Origin of the sequence: Pseudomonas sp. 24 E 13, from assembly GCF_900004715.1 — a bacterium.
GTDB classification, from domain to species: Bacteria; Pseudomonadota; Gammaproteobacteria; order Pseudomonadales; family Pseudomonadaceae; genus Aquipseudomonas; species Aquipseudomonas orientalis_A.
This window is the reverse complement of record NZ_CVTO01000101.1, coordinates 15,390-32,331: the sequence shown is the minus strand read 5'-3', so window position 1 is coordinate 32,331 and position 16,942 is coordinate 15,390. Positions and strand designations below refer to the sequence as shown.

At 60.5% G+C, this 16,942-nt stretch carries 16 protein-coding genes and 1 pseudogene; 6 read left to right on the top strand and 11 right to left on the bottom strand.

Translation table 11 applies throughout. From position 1 onward, the window contains the following. The 4 genes from proB to rplU form a co-directional block, all read right to left on the bottom strand. On the bottom strand, positions 1 to 500 hold a 500-nt coding region (gene proB / locus BFP90_RS08775), incomplete at its 3' end, for a glutamate 5-kinase (RefSeq protein ID WP_065896472.1). A 111-nt stretch (positions 501 to 611) separates the two neighbouring features. After that, positions 612 to 1,835 carry an Obg family GTPase CgtA gene (gene cgtA, locus BFP90_RS08770; RefSeq protein ID WP_065883536.1) on the bottom strand — a complete coding sequence of 408 codons (1,224 nt, stop codon included), beginning with the start codon at positions 1,833 to 1,835 and terminating at the stop codon, positions 612 to 614. A 193-nt stretch (positions 1,836 to 2,028) separates the two neighbouring features. Beyond that, positions 2,029 to 2,286, bottom strand: a complete 258-nt coding sequence (gene rpmA / locus BFP90_RS08765) for a 50S ribosomal protein L27 (protein ID WP_003176049.1) — start codon at positions 2,284 to 2,286, stop codon at positions 2,029 to 2,031. A 34-nt stretch (positions 2,287 to 2,320) separates the two neighbouring features. After that, positions 2,321 to 2,635, bottom strand: a complete 315-nt coding sequence (gene rplU, locus BFP90_RS08760; RefSeq protein ID WP_003176051.1) for a 50S ribosomal protein L21 — start codon at positions 2,633 to 2,635, stop codon at positions 2,321 to 2,323. Between the two features lie 239 nt (positions 2,636 to 2,874). Here rplU and BFP90_RS08755 point away from each other — a divergent pair, with 239 nt between their 5' ends. The 3 genes from BFP90_RS08755 (at position 2,875) to BFP90_RS08745 (ending at position 4,793) form a co-directional block, all read left to right on the top strand. Then, the gene (locus BFP90_RS08755) at positions 2,875 to 3,843 is read left to right on the top strand and encodes a polyprenyl synthetase family protein (protein WP_065896471.1); all 969 of its coding nucleotides are present in this window, start codon (positions 2,875 to 2,877) and stop codon (positions 3,841 to 3,843) included. A 193-nt stretch (positions 3,844 to 4,036) separates the two neighbouring features. Then, on the top strand, positions 4,037 to 4,378 hold the full coding sequence (locus tag BFP90_RS08750; protein WP_065883533.1) for a zinc ribbon domain-containing protein YjdM: 342 nt from the start codon (positions 4,037 to 4,039) through the stop codon (positions 4,376 to 4,378). 157 nt (positions 4,379 to 4,535) lie between these two features. After that, a complete protein-coding gene (locus tag BFP90_RS08745) occupies positions 4,536 to 4,793 on the top strand; it encodes a PA4570 family protein (RefSeq protein ID WP_005791321.1) in 258 nt (85 codons plus the stop codon). A gap of 60 nt (positions 4,794 to 4,853) precedes the next feature. On the opposite strand, the gene BFP90_RS08740 is transcribed toward BFP90_RS08745, so the two are convergent. Continuing rightward, a complete protein-coding gene (locus tag BFP90_RS08740) occupies positions 4,854 to 5,471 on the bottom strand; it encodes an FKBP-type peptidyl-prolyl cis-trans isomerase (RefSeq protein WP_003176055.1) in 618 nt (205 codons plus the stop codon). Between the two features lie 256 nt (positions 5,472 to 5,727). On the opposite strand from BFP90_RS08740, the pseudogene BFP90_RS29535 reads away from it, so the two are divergent. Next, positions 5,728 to 6,744, top strand: a pseudogene (locus BFP90_RS29535) (methyl-accepting chemotaxis protein); the annotation flags it as partial. Positions 6,745 to 6,783: 39 nt separating this feature from the next. After that, complete coding sequence (locus BFP90_RS29530; protein ID WP_370671195.1) at positions 6,784 to 7,647, top strand: methyl-accepting chemotaxis protein; 864 nt, start codon at positions 6,784 to 6,786, stop codon at positions 7,645 to 7,647. A 312-nt stretch (positions 7,648 to 7,959) separates the two neighbouring features. Here the strand turns inward: BFP90_RS29530 and BFP90_RS08730 are convergent, their stop codons facing one another. From BFP90_RS08730 to BFP90_RS08710, 5 genes are all read right to left on the bottom strand, one after another. Then, positions 7,960 to 8,328 (bottom strand): glyoxalase superfamily protein, encoded by a 369-nt coding sequence (locus BFP90_RS08730; protein ID WP_065896470.1) that lies wholly within the window; start codon positions 8,326 to 8,328, stop codon positions 7,960 to 7,962. A gap of 82 nt (positions 8,329 to 8,410) precedes the next feature. After that, the gene (locus BFP90_RS08725) at positions 8,411 to 10,879 is read right to left on the bottom strand and encodes a dermonecrotic toxin domain-containing protein (RefSeq protein ID WP_065896469.1); all 2,469 of its coding nucleotides are present in this window, start codon (positions 10,877 to 10,879) and stop codon (positions 8,411 to 8,413) included. A 119-nt stretch (positions 10,880 to 10,998) separates the two neighbouring features. Continuing rightward, entirely contained in the window at positions 10,999 to 12,471 is a 1,473-nt protein-coding gene (locus BFP90_RS08720) for an N-acyl-D-amino-acid deacylase family protein (RefSeq protein ID WP_065896468.1), read from the bottom strand. A gap of 1 nt (position 12,472) precedes the next feature. Then, a complete protein-coding gene (locus BFP90_RS08715; protein ID WP_065893659.1) occupies positions 12,473 to 13,333 on the bottom strand; it encodes a MurR/RpiR family transcriptional regulator in 861 nt (286 codons plus the stop codon). Positions 13,334 to 13,344: 11 nt separating this feature from the next. Further along, positions 13,345 to 14,694, bottom strand: coding sequence for a GntT/GntP/DsdX family permease (locus tag BFP90_RS08710; RefSeq protein WP_176718028.1), 1,350 nt, complete (start codon positions 14,692 to 14,694; stop codon positions 13,345 to 13,347). A 248-nt stretch (positions 14,695 to 14,942) separates the two neighbouring features. Here BFP90_RS08710 and BFP90_RS08705 point away from each other — a divergent pair, with 248 nt between their 5' ends. After that, positions 14,943 to 15,323, top strand: coding sequence for a lysozyme inhibitor LprI family protein (locus BFP90_RS08705; protein WP_065896466.1), 381 nt, complete (start codon positions 14,943 to 14,945; stop codon positions 15,321 to 15,323). Positions 15,324 to 15,334: 11 nt separating this feature from the next. Here the strand turns inward: BFP90_RS08705 and BFP90_RS08700 are convergent, their stop codons facing one another. Further along, a complete protein-coding gene (locus BFP90_RS08700) occupies positions 15,335 to 16,780 on the bottom strand; it encodes a SulP family inorganic anion transporter (protein WP_065893662.1) in 1,446 nt (481 codons plus the stop codon). Positions 16,781 to 16,942: the final 162 nt, after the last annotated feature.

Below are 16,942 nucleotides of genomic sequence, written 5' to 3'. Positions count from 1 at the left end.
TCGGCTTCCACCAGGTTGGCTACCAGCGCGGCGAGGGTGTCGTTGTCGCCGAAACGGATTTCGTCGGTGACCACGGTGTCGTTCTCGTTGATCACCGGGATGACCTTGAGCTCCACCAGCGCGCGCAGGGTACTGCGGGCGTTGAGGTAACGCTTGCGGTCGGACAGGTCGTCATGGGTCAGCAGGATCTGCGCCGTGTGGCGACCGTGCTCGGCAAAGCTGGACTCCCAGGCTTGCACCAGGCCCATCTGGCCGATGGCGGCGGCGGCTTGCAGTTCGTGCATCGCGCTGGGTCGCGCGGTCCAGCCGAGGCGGCTCATCCCGGCGGCAACCGCCCCGGACGATACCAGCACCAACTCGACACCGGCCTCATGCAAGGCCACCATCTGCTCGACCCATACGCTCATGGCGGCACGGTCCAGCCCCTTGCCATCCGCTGTCAGCAACGCACTGCCGATCTTCACGACCCAGCGCTGCGCACCTGTCACTTTGCTCCGCATCATCTTCAACCTTAGAGTGAGGGCCGCGCGACCCAGCGCCGCCCATAACGTTATACCCGGATACCAAAACGCCGCTCCATAAGGAGCGGCGTTCAAGTTTATCGCAACGAATCAGTCGCGCACGTAAATGATTTCCGGGCCGTCCTCATCATCCACGTCTTCTTCGTCCCAGTCATCGTCGCCGATGTCATGCACCGACTTCACGCCGCTGCGGCGCAGGGCACGCTGGTCGTCCAGCGCTTGCAGCTGGGCACGGGCTTCGTCTTCGATCTGCTGGTCGAGCTCGGCCAGCTCGGCCTTGAATACCGGGTCGGCCGCCAGGCGGTCGGCGCGGTCTTCCAGGTAGCGCATGATGTCGCGGGTCAGGCGCTCGGTGCCTTCTTTGGCGATGGCCGAGATCACGTACACCGGACCTTCCCACTCCAGGCGATCGACGATTTCCTTGACGCGCTCTTCGTGCTCTTCCTCAAGGATCTGGTCGCACTTGTTCAGCACCAGCCAACGGTCACGCTCGGCCAGGGCCGGGCTGAACTTGGTCAGCTCGCTGACGATCACTTCGGCGGCGTCGGCTGCACTGGTGTCATCCAGTGGCGCCATGTCGACGAGGTGCAGCAGCAAACGCGTGCGCGACAAGTGCTTGAGGAAGCGAATCCCGAGGCCTGCGCCGTCGGAAGCGCCTTCGATCAGGCCAGGGATGTCGGCGATCACAAAGCTCTTCCAGCGGTCGACGCTTACAACGCCCAGGTTGGGTACCAGGGTGGTGAACGGGTAGTCGGCGACTTTCGGCTTGGCGGCCGAGACCGAGCGGATAAAGGTACTTTTGCCGGCGTTCGGCAGGCCCAGCAGGCCCACGTCGGCGAGCACTTTCATTTCCAGCTTGAGGTCGCGCTGCTCGCCCGGCTTGCCCGGGGTGGTCTGGCGCGGTGCACGGTTGGTACTGGACTTGAATCGGGTGTTACCCAGACCGTGCCAGCCGCCCTGCACCACCATCAGCTTCTGGCCGGCCTTGGTCAGGTCGCCGATCACTTCCTGGGTCGCGGAGTCGATGATCGTGGTACCGACCGGTACGCGCAGTACCAGGTCTTCGCCTTTTTTACCGGTGCAGTCGGTGCTGCCGCCGTTGGAGCCACGCTCGGCATCAAAGTGCCGGGTGTAACGGTAGTCGACCAGGGTGTTGAGGTTTTCGTCGGCCATCATGTAGATGGAACCGCCGTCACCGCCGTCACCGCCGTTGGGGCCACCGTTTTCAATGAACTTTTCGCGACGGAAACTCATGCAACCGTTACCGCCGTCGCCTGCTTTTACTCGGATGGAAACTTCATCAACGAACTTCATAACAAAACGCCTCTCGCCGCACGGACGAGCTTAAGAAACCAAGACATAAGACTCTTGCAAAAATGAGCGTAGCGACCTCAATCAGCGACCGCAAATCCAGCCCCGGAGCCCATCACAAACAGCTTTGCAAGAGACTCACCCCATAAACGAAAAAGCCCCGTCGCGAGACAGGGCTTTTCCAGCGATCGCGCAATTAAGCGGCGACAACGCTCACGTAACGGCGGTTGAACGCGCCTTTTACTTCAAACTTGATCACGCCTTCGATTTTCGCGAAGAGGGTGTGATCCTTACCCATGCCAACACCGTAACCGGCGTGGAATTGGGTGCCGCGCTGACGCACGATGATGTTGCCCGGAATGATTTTCTGGCCGCCATACATCTTCACGCCAAGGCGTTTGGCTTCTGAGTCGCGACCGTTACGGGTACTACCACCAGCTTTTTTGTGTGCCATGAGTCAATTCTCCTAGTGAGGAATTAGGCTGAAATTAAGCCTGAATACCGGTGATTTTGATCTCGGTGTACCACTGGCGGTGGCCCATACGCTTCATGTGGTGCTTACGACGACGGAACTTGATGATGCGGACTTTATCGTGACGACCTTGGGAGATCACTTCAGCCACAACGGTAGCGCCAGCAACAACTGGAGCGCCGATGTTCACGTCATCGCCATTGGCGACCAGCAGAACGCGATCAAACGTCACGGATTCGCCAGTGGCGATTTCCAGTTTTTCGATCTTCAGGTATTCACCTGGGGCGACTTTGTATTGCTTGCCACCAGTAACAATTACTGCGTACGACATGGTATTTCTCCGATAATCCTGCTCACCCAGCGCTTTATAAGAAGAGGTATTGGCTGGCATGGCTGCATGGGATGGACGTCCCGAATGCAATTGCGTAAGGCAGGTGCTGCCCAGGAAGTTCAGGGTGCGCGATTGTACGCAAGGTAAATGGGTGTTGCAAGGGGCCGTCTATCGCGCCTTGACACCCGGGGGTCAGGGTCCTAGCATGCCGCGCAACCCTTCTGGAGCGACTGTCGCTGATGCAACCCCAAGCTTTCTACCGCGCGGTCGCGGACGATTTTAGCGCCGTCGACGGCATCATCAAGCAGCAGCTGACGTCCAAAGTGCCGCTGGTCTCCAAAATTGGCGACTATATTACGTCGGCGGGCGGTAAGCGTCTGCGTCCTTTATTAGTGTTGCTGTGCGGCAAGGCCCTGGGCCGCGAAGGCGATGACCTGCGCCTGCTGGCCGCCACCATCGAATTCCTGCACACCGCCACCCTGCTGCATGACGACGTGGTCGACATGTCCGGCATGCGCCGTGGCCGCGAGACCGCCAATGCCATGTGGGGCAACGCGCCAAGCGTGCTGGTGGGCGACTTCCTGTACTCGCGCTCGTTCGAAATGATGGTTGAACTGGGCTCGATGCCGGTGATGAAAATTCTTTCACAGGCCACGCGCATCATCGCCGAAGGCGAAGTGCTGCAGCTGTCGAAGGTACGCGACGCCAGCACCACCGAAGAAACCTACATGGAAGTGATTCGCGGCAAGACCGCGATGCTCTTCGAAGCCTCCACCCACAGCGCCGCGGCACTGTGCGGCGCTACCACCGAACAGGCCGAGGCCCTGCGCACCTTTGGCGATCACCTGGGCGTGGCGTTCCAGCTGGTGGATGACCTGCTCGACTACAAGGGCGACGCCGAAACCCTGGGCAAGAACGTCGGTGACGACCTGGCCGAGGGCAAGCCGACCTTGCCGCTGATCTACACCATGCGCGAAGGCACGCCGGAACAGGCTGCACTGGTGCGCAAGGCGATCCAGAAAGGCGGCATCGAAGACCTGGAGGCCATCCGTGCGGCCGTCGAGGCGTCAGGCTCGCTGGAGTACACCGCGCAGTTGGCGCGTGATTATGTGGCCCGTGCGATCAAGTGCCTGGACGCCCTACCCGCCAGCGAATACCGGGATGCCCTGGTGGAGCTGAGTGAGTTTGCGGTCGCCCGCACTCACTAAAGCAGCAGCGCCGCAGGACCCTGTGGGAGGGGGCTTGCCCCCGATAGCAGTAGCTCAGCCAATGTATAAGGTGGCTGACAGACCGCAATCGGGGGCAAGCCCCCTCCCACATTTGAATTTCATACAGCCTGCAAGGCCACAAAACCCTATATAATGTGCGACTTTTAGCCATCCTGACTCTCAAGGAGCTTTAGTGAGCACGTTGCCACCCTGCCCGAAATGCAATTCCGAATACACCTACGAAGACGGCACCCAGTTGGTCTGCCCGGAATGCGCCCATGAATGGTCCGCCACTGGCGAGACCGAAGCAGCGGGCGATGAAACCGTGAAGAAGGACTCTGTGGGCAATGTCCTGCAGGACGGCGACACCATCACCGTGATCAAGGACCTCAAGGTCAAGGGCACCTCCCTGGTGGTCAAGGTCGGCACCAAGGTCAAGAATATCCGCCTGTGCGACGGCGACCACGATATCGACTGCAAGATTGACGGCATCGGTCCGATGAAGCTCAAGTCCGAGTTCGTGCGCAAAGTCTGAATCTGCTGCATCCATCCCGCACCCGCTGCGGGATGGCGCCTTGCCCTCCCGTTGACCTGTCTCAAATACCCACACAAAAAATCATAAACCGCCAATAGACACTTGCTATTCTACGAATAAGAATTATTCTCATTGAAACCCATCAAGGAGAACGACCATGACTTATTTGATAGATGCCTGGCTGGACCGTCCACATCCGTACCTGCGAATCCTGCATCGGGAAACCGGCGAAGTCTGTGCGGTGCTTGAAGAAGAAGCGCTGAATGAACTGCAGGACCAGGGCGACCTGGACGTGAATGGCCTGAGTTCAAGTGAACCCGGTGTGTTGAAAGAGGTGGTGCGTAACTTGTTTCTGTTCTGCTATGCCCGAGCGTTGCGCCCGGCAACGGACCTCAATGGCAAGTTTCACCCATGAGCCACCGCGCAAAACCCGGTTGGGGTGAACAGGTTCGCCCCAACCGGTAATCAGCAGGTCTTACAGAACGTCGAGCAGCTCGACGTCGAACACCAGAACGCTGTGCGGCGGGATGCTGCCAACGCCTTGCGCGCCGTAAGCCAGTTCGCTCGGCACATAGAGACGCCATTTGCTGCCGGCATTCATCAGTTGCAGGGCTTCGGTCCAGCCGGCGATCACGCCGCCAACCGGGAATTCTGCAGGCTGACCGCGCTCGTAGGAACTGTCGAACACCGTGCCGTCGATCAGCGTGCCGTGGTAGTGAGTGCGCACTTGATCTTCACGGGTTGGCTTGGCGCCATCACCGGCCGTCAGGACTTCAAATTGCAGGCCGGAAGCCAATGTGGTGATGCCGTCACGCTTGGCGTTTTCAGCCAGGAATGCCAGGCCCGCACCTGCGGCAGCTTCAGCCTTGGCAGCGGCTTCGGCTTGCATGATTTCGCGGATCACCTTGAAGCTGGCCGCCATTTGCTCCTGGTCAACACGGCTTGGCTTGCCTGCGAACGCATCGGTCAGGCCGGCCAGGATCGCGTCCAGGCTTACGCCCGGTGGCGGGTTGTCGCGCAGTTGGTCGCCCAACTGACGGCCGATACCGTAGCTGACGCGGGTTTCGTCGGTGGACAGATTAACTTCGGACATGAAGAGGCTCCGCTGTAGGACAACGCTGTTTACTGCGCCATCCAAAACTAAAAGGGCCCGCAGACTAGCACACAAGTCCGACGCGTGATGAGCCCCGCACACCCGCTTCCATTACCGCACCTGCAACGTTTTTTCACTGCGCCGATAAAAGTATTTCAGATTCACGGCCTGCCGCCGATATAGCGCTACACACTTTGGCTGGCTCCAACAAAACAACATCGTCCAGCGAACAGACATCACTCTTGCGGAGCATTAGATGAACAGCTGGTTCGGTAACATCAGCGTCAACCTCAAACTGGGCCTGGGCTTCGGCCTGGTGCTTGTCCTCACCTCGATCCTGGCACTCACCGGCTGGACCAGCCTGGGCGGCCTGATCGATCGCAGCAACTGGATGAGCGACATCACTCAGCTCAACGCCTCACTGACCAAACTGCGTATTGTGCGCCTGCAATATATGCTGGCCAACGGCGATGAAGAGGTGGCGCAGAACGTGCAAACCAGCCTTGACGCCTTTGCCGCCAAGCAACAAAAGCTGCTGGACAGCTTCAAGAGCCCTGAAAACGTCAAGCTGCTCAATCAACAGAAAGCCGTCATTACGGCGTATCAGCAGTCGTTGAACAAAATGCGCGAGGCCTATCGCAACGGCAACGCTGCACGCCAGGTCATGGGCGACAAGGCCGACATCGCCAACGCACAAATCAATGCACTGGACACTAGCGTGCAGCAGATGCCCGACAGCCCGGAACGTTTCGCACAGTTCCAGGCCGTGTCCAATGCCAAGGAAGAGTTCCTGCTGGCGCGCTACGAAGTGCGTGGTTACACCAACAACGTCAATGCAGAAAACGAAGCCCGTGCCGCCGCACAAATCGAAAAAACCATCGCCGGCCTGAAAAGCCTCAATGCCGTCTTCGGCAGCAGCCAACAGGCCGCGCTGAGCGCGCTGGAAACCGCACTGGGTGCCTATCGCAGCGCGGTACAAAGCTATAAAGCCGCCAACGCCAACATCGTGGCCGCCCGCGCTGAAATGACCACTCAGGGCGCCGATATCGTCACCATCAGCGACAAGCTCTACGACATCCAGCTGGAACGCCGCGACGCCGAAAGCGCCCAGGCCCGCAGCCTGCAATTGATCAGCACGTTGCTGGCCCTGCTGGTGGGCATCATCGCGGCCTGGGTCATCACCCGCCAGATCACCCGCCCGCTGCAAGACACCCTGGCTGTCGTCGAGCGCATTGCCTCCGGCGACCTGAGCCACAACATCCAGGTCACCCGCCGTGATGAACTGGGTGTGTTGCAACAAGGCATCCAGCGCATGGGCACCACCTTGCGTGAACTGATCAGCGGCATTCGTGACGGCGTGACCCAGATCGCCAGCGCGGCCGAGGAACTCTCAGCCGTGACCGAGCAAACCAGCGCCGGCGTCAACAGCCAGAAGATCGAGACCGACCAGGTCGCCACGGCGATGCATGAAATGACCGCCACCGTGCAGGAAGTGGCACGCAACGCCGAACAGGCCTCCCTGGCCGCTGCCGATGCTGATGGTCAGGCCCGCGCGGGCGACAAGGTGGTGGCCGAGGCCATCGCCCAGATCGAACGCCTGGCGGCCGAAGTGGCACGCTCTACCGACGCCATGACCCACCTGCAACAAGAGAGCAACAAGATCGGCAGTGTGATGGATGTGATCAAGGCCGTGGCCGAACAGACCAATCTGCTGGCCCTCAACGCGGCGATTGAAGCAGCCCGTGCCGGTGAAGCCGGTCGTGGGTTCGCCGTGGTGGCCGACGAAGTGCGTGGCCTGGCCCAGCGTACGCAGAAATCCACCGAGGAAATCGAAGGCCTGGTTGCCGGCTTGCAGAACGGCACCCAGCAAGTGGCCAACGCGATGAACAACAGCCGCAGCCTCACCGACAGCAGCGTGGACCTCACGCGCAAAGCCGGTGCATCCCTGGAAAACATCACCCGTACAGTGTCGAACATCCAGTCGATGAACCAGCAGATTGCAGCGGCCGCCGAACAGCAGAGCGCCGTGGCCGAAGAGATCAGCCGCAGCATCGTGAATGTGCGCGATGTATCCGAGCAGACCGCTACGGCCAGTGACGAGACGGCCAAGTCGAGCGTGGAATTGGCGCGGCTGGGTAGTCAGTTGCAGCAGATGGTCAGTCATTTCCGGGTGTAAAAAACAAAAAGCCGCCTCGATCTAAACCGAGGCGGCTCCACTTCATTAGACCTTAAAGGTCATCGAAGCTGTCCCGTAGGAATTTCCAAACATGATAAACATGCACAGCATTCACTACGAGGTTCCACGCACGTCGTGCAAACTTAGACAAGAAGGTGGATCAGGACATCGTTCAATCTTGCGTGATGATAAGACCAGGGTTAATATCCGCCTGCAGGTCAATGCATCTTTGATGATAGCAATCCAGCCACTAACTGGATTGCAAAAAAAAACCGCCCTACTAAGGCGGTTTTTTATTGCCTGCGATTTACCTCAGCCCTCCCCTTCCTCGACAAACACCACCCGATTCCCAAACGGGTCCTTGATGCTCATCTCCCGCGAGCCCCAGGGGGTCTGCTCCACATCTGGCTTGGCGTAACGGTAGTTCCTGGCCTGCAATTGCTGCTGATAAGCGTCTATTCCTTGCGCCTGTATCCGCACCGCAGCGCCCGGGCACGCATCGCCATGATGCTCGGACAAATGCAGCACGCACTCACCCAGCGACACCTGCAGGTACAACGGAAAATCGGCCTCGAAGCGATGCTGCCAGTCCACTTTGAACCCCAGGAAGTCGATGTAGAATTCCAACGCCTTGGCCTCGTCGAAAATCCGCAGGATGGGGATGACTTTTCCTAAGTGCATGCGACTCTCCAAGTCCAGGTAAACACTGCTCGCTACAGGCGAACATCCACCCTAGCTCACAGACCGACAAAGTGAAACACACTCAGTGACGGGAAAGCCTGGTGATCCTCGCGCTGGACAACTGATCATTGTCCACATGCACTTCATCGAACTGATAAGCGTCGTTGGCAAACTCGCGCAAGCGGCCTTCGTTGCGCAGGCGTTCAATAGTGCCTGACGCCACACACTGGCGCGCTTCGACGAACTGGGGATTGGCATCGATATTTTCATTGAAGGACACGACGGGAATGCCGCGACTGTCGATTTCGTAAAGGTTGTATTGGCCGGCGAATTCGGTTTCACCAAAGTACTTCGCCGCCTCCTTTGAGCGGGAGGCGACCACGACGTTGCCATCCATCATCTTTTCCGGACCGGAGAAGAAATTCGAATCGCGAAACCCCGTATCTTCCGGATCGCCCCGACGCTCTACGCGGTCGGCCTTTTCGACGCGATACAACTTCGGCACGTCAGTGCGCTCAATCATGCCACGACTGTTGAAATACCCACCGGCAGGCAGGCTGACGCTGACTTTGAACGGATTGGTCTTGAGCACGCTGTCATCGTCATACGCCTCATAATCCCCGGACGATGTGGCGTTCGAGTCGACGGAAGAAGGCGAGCGCTCATCGTCCGACAGCTCGGTTTCCGACTCGTCGATTCTCGGTTTCTTGGGCGTGACCGGAGCGTCTGCCACTATTTCATAGGTGGGCGGTACCAGGGGACGCTTGGAACCCGGCAGCAGGTAGATGTCCATGGATGAATCCCATAAGGGGTTCACTTGGCCCTCCTGCACGGCGGGTAATCGAGGTGGCTGATTGGGGCTCATCAGCACACCGATTTGCCCGTTCACCCGCCGATAGTTGAAAAACGGTTTATCACCGCTCGCGCCGACGGTTTCACCTTGCGTCGTTTGTGCGCCTGCCTGGCCAGTGGAGTCGCCCTCAGTGGGGGCGGCCTTGCCCAGTGCATGGAAAAACGCCATGGTCGCCACATCCGTTACGGCGGCATGCAAACCGCTTTTGCGCTCGGCCTGGGTGTCGCCTTCAACGGCCTGGTCGATTTCCATGCCCACTTGAACCCCGTATGAGGTAGCGCCCAGGGCGAGGCCAATCGGACCGAGCAATGCCATGGGAATGGAAAACACCGCGTTGCCCGCTTGCAGCATGCCTAACGCATCGTCCTTGTAGACTTCGGCGTTGGACTTCATTTCAGTGTCTGCGTCGTCGTTGATACGCTGACGTGTCTGATTGGCCATGAAGGTGAACACATCGCCGCCAATCGGGACGTTGCGGGTGTTGATGTGACTGTCATTGGCCGCCATCGCGCCCGTGCCGATCTTATTAAAGGTACTGTCTACGCCGTTGACACTCAGGGCACCGAATACACCCTGCTGGCGATCACGCAACGCAAAATGCTCTTCCAGCGCCGCTGCCTTGACAGGGTCCCTGCTCTGCTCCACCACCCATTGATCCACTGCGGCGCGGTCCTTGAATGTTTTGAAGGCAGGCTTGCCCCCCGGAAAACACAAGGTTTCAGCGCCATCCTTGGTCACAAAACGCAGGATGTCGTTGGATCGATAGCCATTGATGTCGAAGCATAACGCCTTGACGTCCCCCCCTGGCGCGGCCTCTGCCTGCAACTGCGCTTTCGTGACCGGCCCTTCGAGCGGCACATTGGGCGCGGCGGCCTTCATGACACCGGCGTAGGCCTGCGGGCTGAGCCCCTGACTGGGGTCCTGCTGGTTGAGGGCGCGCGCGGCACGGGCCTCCATCACAAACTGTTGCTTGGCCAACGCCCGCCATTCACTGCCATGCTGCGTCCAGAATTCATCCAGCCTGGCGGTCACTTTTTTCTGCAGATCGCCCTCTCGGACCAGCTTCAATAACTCACTGGGCTTGATTCGCAGTTGATTGTCCGCATCGTACTTGCCCTTGCCCGGGCCATCCAGGTAGAGGCCATAGACTGAATCCAGGTCCCGCCACGTCTCCCTGGCATTGGGCACATCGTCATGAATTTTTGAATAGAGATAACCCGGCCCCGTTCGATCCAGCACCAGACGGCCGAGCCGGCTGAAAAAATCCGGCACACTCTCGCTGTCGAACAGCGAAAACGGGCTGGTGTTCGAAGACATGAAGTGCGCCACGGCCTGGGCCTTGCCGGCCATCCCGTAGCGTTCGGCCGAGAAAAAATTACTGGCGACGGCCTCGGTGAGTGTCATCGACGACTCGGGCTTTGCACGATGCTCCCAGCCTGTGACGGCACTGCCGTTGCGGGTGCTGGCGGCGGGTGAGAAGCGATGCAGGTAAACCTTGTCCGGATCGACCCATTGATTGGTCTCGTTCCAGACTTTTTCCTGGATCCAGCCTTTGAGGGTATCGCGGGGAAAGGGGAACGCCGATACCGCATCGGCGCCTGAATTTAGCGTGGCGCCAGGTGCGGCACCGGTGGTCGAAGCAGGGACAGAGACAGGAAGGTTACCGACATGACTGGAGCTTATGGATTGAGTATTCATACGGATTCTCCGGAAGCGACCTGCTCATCTTAGAGAGCGGTTGCGCACACTCAATCCGCTTTTTGTAAGCGCTCATTGGGCATATTCCGACACGTTATCCACCGCAGGAAAACGTTAATTCATGTGCCCGACGCCAGCCCGAAGCCCTGACGCAAATCCCCGCTGCGCAGCAAAAAACGCCCCGCCCGCTGCGCCGTCGCCTGCCCCTCGCGATAGCTCAACACCCCGTTGACCCAGACGCCCTCGATCCCCTCGGCTGCACGCTGCGGCGCCTTGAAGTCCGCCCTGTCGCGCACCCGCAGCGGATCGAACAACACCAGGTCGGCCCAGTGCCCTTCACGGATTTCGCCACGCTCAGCCAGGCCGAAGCGCGCCGCTGACAGCCCGGTCATTTTGTGCACCGCGGTGTGCAGCGGGAACAATCCGACATCACGACTGAAATGTCCCAGCACCCGTGGGAACGCGCCCCACAATCGCGGGTGGGGAAACGGGTCTTCGGGCAACCCGTCGGAACCGATCATCGACAGCGGATGCGCAAGAATACGTCGCACATCCGCCTCATCCATTCCGTAATACACCGCACCGGCGGGTTGCAGGCGGCGGGCGGCGTCCATCAGCGCAATGCCCCACTCGGCGGCAATGTCCTGCAGGTCACGCCCGCCCATTTCAGGATGGGGTGTGGACCAGGTGATGGTGATGCGGAACGCGTCAGTGACCTGCTTGAGGTCCAGGGTCGACGAGCTGGCCGCATAGGGATAACAATCACAGCCCACCGGCTGGGTTTTCGCCGCCGCCTCAAGCGACGCCAACAGTTGCGGGCTGCGCCCCCAGTTCCCCGCACCGGCGCACTTGAGGTGAGAAATAATCACAGGCGCACGGGCATGTCGACCGATTGAAAACGCTTCGTCCATCGCCTCCAATACCGGCTCGAACTCGCTGCGCAAATGCGTGGTGTACACCGCGCCATAAGCGCTCAGCTCTTCGCTCAGTTGCAGCACCTCCTCGGTCTCTGCATTGAATGCACTGGCGTAGGCAAGGCCTGTGGATAACCCCAGGGCACCGGCGTCAAGGCTCTCCTGTAATTGCATGCGCATGGCCGCGATTTCATGCGCCGCAGCCGTGCGGTGCAGGTCGTCCATATGATTGCTGCGCAGTGCCGTGTGGCCGATCAGTGCGGCGACATTGACTGCGGGGTGGGCGCGTTCGACCGCCGCGCGATAATCGATAAAGCGCGGGTAGGCAAACGCCTCGGCATCGCCCAACAGGTTCATCGGATCGGGTGGATTGCCACGCAGGCTCACAGGTGAAGCGCTGATGCCACAGTTGCCGACAATCACCGTGGTCACGCCCTGGCTGAGCTTGGGCAGCATCTGCGGGTGGCGGATCACCACGGTGTCGTCGTGGGTGTGCACATCGACAAAGCCCGGCGCCAGTACGTAGCCGGTGGCGTCAACTTCATGCTCGGCCGTCGCCGCCGACAGGTCGCCGATCGTCTCGATACGCCCGTTGCGCACCCCCACGTCGGCGAGGTACCCAGGCGTGTTGCTGCCATCAATGATCAGCGCCTGGCGAATCAGCGTGTCGTACGTCATTTCAGTCTCCAAGCGGCAGGCTGTCAGGGCCGCCGCGATAATCGTCCAGGGCGAGTTTGATCCGGCGCAGGCGTTCCTGGTTGGCGTCGGGCATGGCCAGCGCCAGCTCGGTGGCCAGCAGGTCGATGGCCAGCAGCATGCCGTAGCGCGCAGCCGTAGGCTTGTAGATAAAATGGGTTTCCGCCGGTTGCAGCGGCAGCACCACGTCCGCCAGCCCGGCCAGCGGCGAATCGGCCAGGGTGATGGCGACAACGCGCGCGTCGTAGTTGCGCGCCAGTGTCACCACATCCAACAGTTCGGGGGTCAGTCCGCTCAGCGAGCAGACGATCAGCGCCTGTTCCGGCCCCAGGGTCGCGGCCGTCACCCGCATCATCACCGGGTCGTGGCAGGCCGCAATCGGATAGCCCAGGCGCACCAGCCGCACCTGCAATTCATCGCTGCACAGGCTCGACGGGCCGCCCATGCCGAACGCGTGGATCATCCGTGCCTTGCCCAGCAGGCTCACCGCATCGACAAAGCTGTGCTGATTGAAGCCAGCCAGGTGCTGGCGCAACGTCGCTTCGATATCTCCGAGAATCTGCCGATGAAATGCCGATTGTTCCGGCAGCCCCGCCGGGTCCAGGAAGCGGCTGCCAACCCCGCTGGCCTGGGCCAACTGCAGGCGCAGGTCACGCAAGTCGCGGCAACCGACACTGCGCGCAAAGCGCGACAAGGTGGCGGTACTGACCTCGGCCCGTTGCGACAGCGCTTCCAGGCTGGCCGACGCGGCAAAGCCCACATCGTCGAGCATCAGCCTGGCGATACGCCCTTCGCCGGCGCTGAAAGAGTCCTGGCGGGCGCGGATCTGGTAGAGGATGTCCATGGGGCTCCCGTTTACAAAAGGCAGGACAGACCGTAGGTCAGACCGAAGGCCACCACCGAAATCAGGGTTTCCAGCACGGTCCAGGTCTTGAAGGTCTGGATCACCGTCATATTGAAGTATTCCTTGATCAGCCAGAAGCCGCCGTCGTTGACGTGGGAAAAGATCACCGAACCTGCACCAGTCGCCAAGACGAGCAATTCAGGGTGTGGATAACCCATGCCCAAAGCGACCGGCGCCACCACACCGGACGCCGTAGTCATGGCCACCGTGGCTGAGCCCGTGGCGATACGCATCAGCGCGGCGAACAACCAGCCCATCACCAGTGGCGACAGCTGGAACGCATGGGCCAGGCCGAGGATTTCGTTAGTGACGCCGGCATCCACCAGGATGCGGTTCAAGCCACCGCCCGCCCCCACCAGCAGGGTGATGCTTGCCGTGGGCGCCAGGCATTCATTGGTGAACTTGAGGATCGACTCACGGTTGAAGCCCTGGGCCAGGCCCAGCGTCCAGAAACTCACCAGGGTCGCCACCAACAGTGCGATCACCGAGTTGCCGATAAATAACAGGAACTGGTTAAAGCCGGTGCCAGGCGTGGAAATCACATTGGCCCAACCGCCGATCATCATCAGCACGACCGGCAACAGGATGGTGCCCATGGTCAGCGCGAAGCTCGGCAAACGGGTACGCGGTTCGCGCTCGATAAACTGGCGCTCCAGCGGGTTTTCCGCCGGCAGGTGAATGTGCGGCACGATGAATTTGGCGTAGACCGGGCCGGCGATGATCGCCGTCGGAATACCGATCAGGATCGCATACAACACGGTCTGCCCGACCGAGGCGTTATACGCCAGCACCGCCATCATCGCCGCCGGGTGCGGCGGCACCAGCGCATGCACCACCGACAGGCCGGCGACCATCGGCAGGCCGACCATCAGGATCGACACGCCCACGCGCCGCGCCACGGTGAAGGCGATCGGCACCAGCAACACGAAGCCCACCTCGAAAAACAGCGGCAACCCCACCAGGAACGCGATGCAGACCATAGCCCAGTGGGCATTACGCTCGCCGAAACGGTTGATCAACGTACGGGCCACCTGCTCCGCGCCACCGGACTCGGCCATCATCTTGCCAAGCATGGTGCCCAGCGCCACGACCAGGGCGATATGCCCCAGGGTCTTGCCGACGCCCGCCTCGTAAGAGCCCATGATGGTGTCCGCCGGCATCCCGGCCATCAGCGCCAGGGCAATGGACACCAGGGTGATGACGATAAACGGATTGAGCCGGTAACGTGCGATCAGCACGATCAAAGCAATGATGGCGATGGCGGCGTATGCCAATAGCCCGAAGCCCGGTGATGCGGCCATGCGGTACTCCTCGGAAAGGGTCACGTCGAATACGTTGTGAAACTCATAAATCATTACCGAAGAGAGTTTTCAAATTTTATGAAAGTAATTACCGCGCAGGGACAAGCGTTGTCGCGGTGGGATATGCCCGACGCCGCCGCATGAAAATTCAGGGGGTGTTCTTACATGACCTTCAGATAAAGGTCGGAAACTCAGCGTGCGCCGTCGAGTCATACACTGCACATCCATCGATGCCAGGAAAAACACTGATGATTCGCACAACGCTCGCCGCCGGCGCCCTGCTTCTCGCCATCTGCGGCACTGCCGCCGCCGCCGATAACCCGGCGCAGAACAAATGCATGGACGGCGCGAACACCACCGCCGATATGGTCGGCTGCAATGTCAAGGAGGCCAAGGTGCAGGATGCGCGGCTGAACAAGGCCTACAAGACTGCGCTGGCCGCCCAAGAAGGCAACCGCAAGCAGCAACTGCAGGACCTGCAGCGCCTGTGGATCAAATACCGTGACGCCAATTGCGCCTTTGCAGGCAGCGCCACCGGCGGCACCATCGATCAGGTCAACGGCTCCGGCTGTGTGCTGGACATGACCCAGACCCGGGCGCAGGAACTCGAAAACCTGGTCGGGCCATAGGCTGCTGCAGGTCAGTCGTGCTGAACCCTGGCACGCTTGAGCAGCTTCTTGCAGCGCTCCGAGAGGTGCAGCACGCGCAAATGCTTGCCCGCTTTGCTGTAGCGCTCGCGCAGAGTCATCAGCGCGGCAATCGCTGAATAGTCGACGAAGCTCAGGTGACGGCAGTCGAGCGTCACCTGGGCCGGGTCGTTGGCCGGGTCGAATTGATTCAGGAACGGCGTGGTCGAGGCAAAGAACAAGGTGCCGTGCAGGCGATACAGTTTGCTGCCGTCGGCTTCCAGGTGTTCATCGGCATACAGCTCACGCGCCTGTTGCCAGGCGAAATTCAGTGCAGCGATGACGATACCGCACAGCACAGCGGTCGCCAGGTCGGTGAACACGGTGATGACCGTCACTGCGATGATTACCAGCACGTCATTGAGCGGCACCTTGTTGATCACCCGCAACGACGCCCAGGCGAACGTCTGCTGGGACACCACGAACATCACCCCCACCAGGGCCGCCAGCGGAATCCGCTCGATCAGCGGCGACAGAAACAGAATGAACAGCAGGATCATCACCCCGGCAAACACGCCGGAGAAACGCCCACGCCCGCCGGAACTGAGGTTGATCACGGTTTGCCCGATCATCGCGCAACCACCCATGCCGCCGAACAGGCCCGAGACCATATTCGCAGCGCCCAGGGCCACGCTTTCGCGGTCAGGGTAGCCACGCGTCTCGGTGATTTCGTCGGTGAGGTTGAGGGTCAGCAGTGTTTCCAGCAGGCCGACCATTGCCATCAGGAACGCATAAGGCGCGATGATCCCAAGGGTCTCCAGGGTCCAAGGGATCTGCGGCAGCGCGAAGGTCGGCAGGCCGCCTGCGATGTGCGCCATATCGCCGAGGGTGCGGGTAGGCAAGCCGAGCAGGTACACGGCCAGGCCCACGCCGAGGATCGCCACCAGGGCCGGCGGCACGGCGCGGGTCAGCCGTGGCAGCAGGTAGACGATGGCCATGGTGACCGCGACCAGCGCGACCATCACGTACAGCGGTGTACCGCTGAGCCAGGCTTCACCCCTTTTGAAGTGCTCCAACTGCGCCAGCGCAATGATAATCGCCAGGCCGTTGACGAACCCCAGCATCACCGAGTGGGGCACCATGCGCACCAGCTTGCCCAGGCGCAACAGGCCGAACGCGAGCATGATCAAGCCGCCCAGCAGCACGGTCGCCAGCAGATATTCCACGCCGTGTTGCACCACCAGTGCCACGATCACCACCGCCATGGAACCGGCCGCACCGGACACCATGCCGGGCCGGCCGCCGAACAACGCGGTGAGGGTGCAAATGATAAAAGCGCCGTAGAGCCCCATCAGCGGGTTGAGATGGGCCACCAGGGCGAAGGCGATGCATTCGGGCAGCAATGCAAATGACGTGGTGAGGCCGGCCAGGGCGTCGGCGCGCAGACGGGTGAGCTTCATGGAGTACCAGGGAGTTGCGGGGGATAAGGCGGGGAATGGTACGGAATTGAGCGGGGCGGGGCTAGCCTCGAAGACCGAGGCGACCCCAATCGGGGCATAGGTATCTACACAACTCTGTAGCGCCCAACCGTAACCACGATGCGAAGCGAGTCGCTCTTGATC

Excerpts from the sequence above, each read along its gene's own strand:
- cgtA (WP_065883536.1), bottom strand. The coding sequence starts at position 1,835 with ATGAAGTTCGTTGATGAAGTTTCCATCCGAGTAAAAGCAGGCGACGGC.
- rpmA (WP_003176049.1), bottom strand. The coding sequence starts at position 2,286 with ATGGCACACAAAAAAGCTGGTGGTAGTACCCGTAACGGTCGCGACTCA.
- rplU (WP_003176051.1), bottom strand. The coding sequence starts at position 2,635 with ATGTCGTACGCAGTAATTGTTACTGGTGGCAAGCAATACAAAGTCGCC.
- BFP90_RS08755 (WP_065896471.1), top strand. The coding sequence starts at position 2,875 with ATGCAACCCCAAGCTTTCTACCGCGCGGTCGCGGACGATTTTAGCGCC.
- BFP90_RS08745 (WP_005791321.1), top strand. The coding sequence starts at position 4,536 with ATGACTTATTTGATAGATGCCTGGCTGGACCGTCCACATCCGTACCTG.
- BFP90_RS08740 (WP_003176055.1), bottom strand. The coding sequence starts at position 5,471 with ATGTCCGAAGTTAATCTGTCCACCGACGAAACCCGCGTCAGCTACGGT.
- BFP90_RS29530 (WP_370671195.1), top strand. The coding sequence starts at position 6,784 with ATGGGCACCACCTTGCGTGAACTGATCAGCGGCATTCGTGACGGCGTG.
- BFP90_RS08730 (WP_065896470.1), bottom strand. The coding sequence starts at position 8,328 with ATGCACTTAGGAAAAGTCATCCCCATCCTGCGGATTTTCGACGAGGCC.
- BFP90_RS08725 (WP_065896469.1), bottom strand. The coding sequence starts at position 10,879 with ATGAATACTCAATCCATAAGCTCCAGTCATGTCGGTAACCTTCCTGTC.
- BFP90_RS08720 (WP_065896468.1), bottom strand. The coding sequence starts at position 12,471 with ATGACGTACGACACGCTGATTCGCCAGGCGCTGATCATTGATGGCAGC.
- BFP90_RS08715 (WP_065893659.1), bottom strand. The coding sequence starts at position 13,333 with ATGGACATCCTCTACCAGATCCGCGCCCGCCAGGACTCTTTCAGCGCC.
- BFP90_RS08710 (WP_176718028.1), bottom strand. The coding sequence starts at position 14,694 with ATGGCCGCATCACCGGGCTTCGGGCTATTGGCATACGCCGCCATCGCC.
- BFP90_RS08705 (WP_065896466.1), top strand. The coding sequence starts at position 14,943 with ATGATTCGCACAACGCTCGCCGCCGGCGCCCTGCTTCTCGCCATCTGC.
- BFP90_RS08700 (WP_065893662.1), bottom strand. The coding sequence starts at position 16,780 with ATGAAGCTCACCCGTCTGCGCGCCGACGCCCTGGCCGGCCTCACCACG.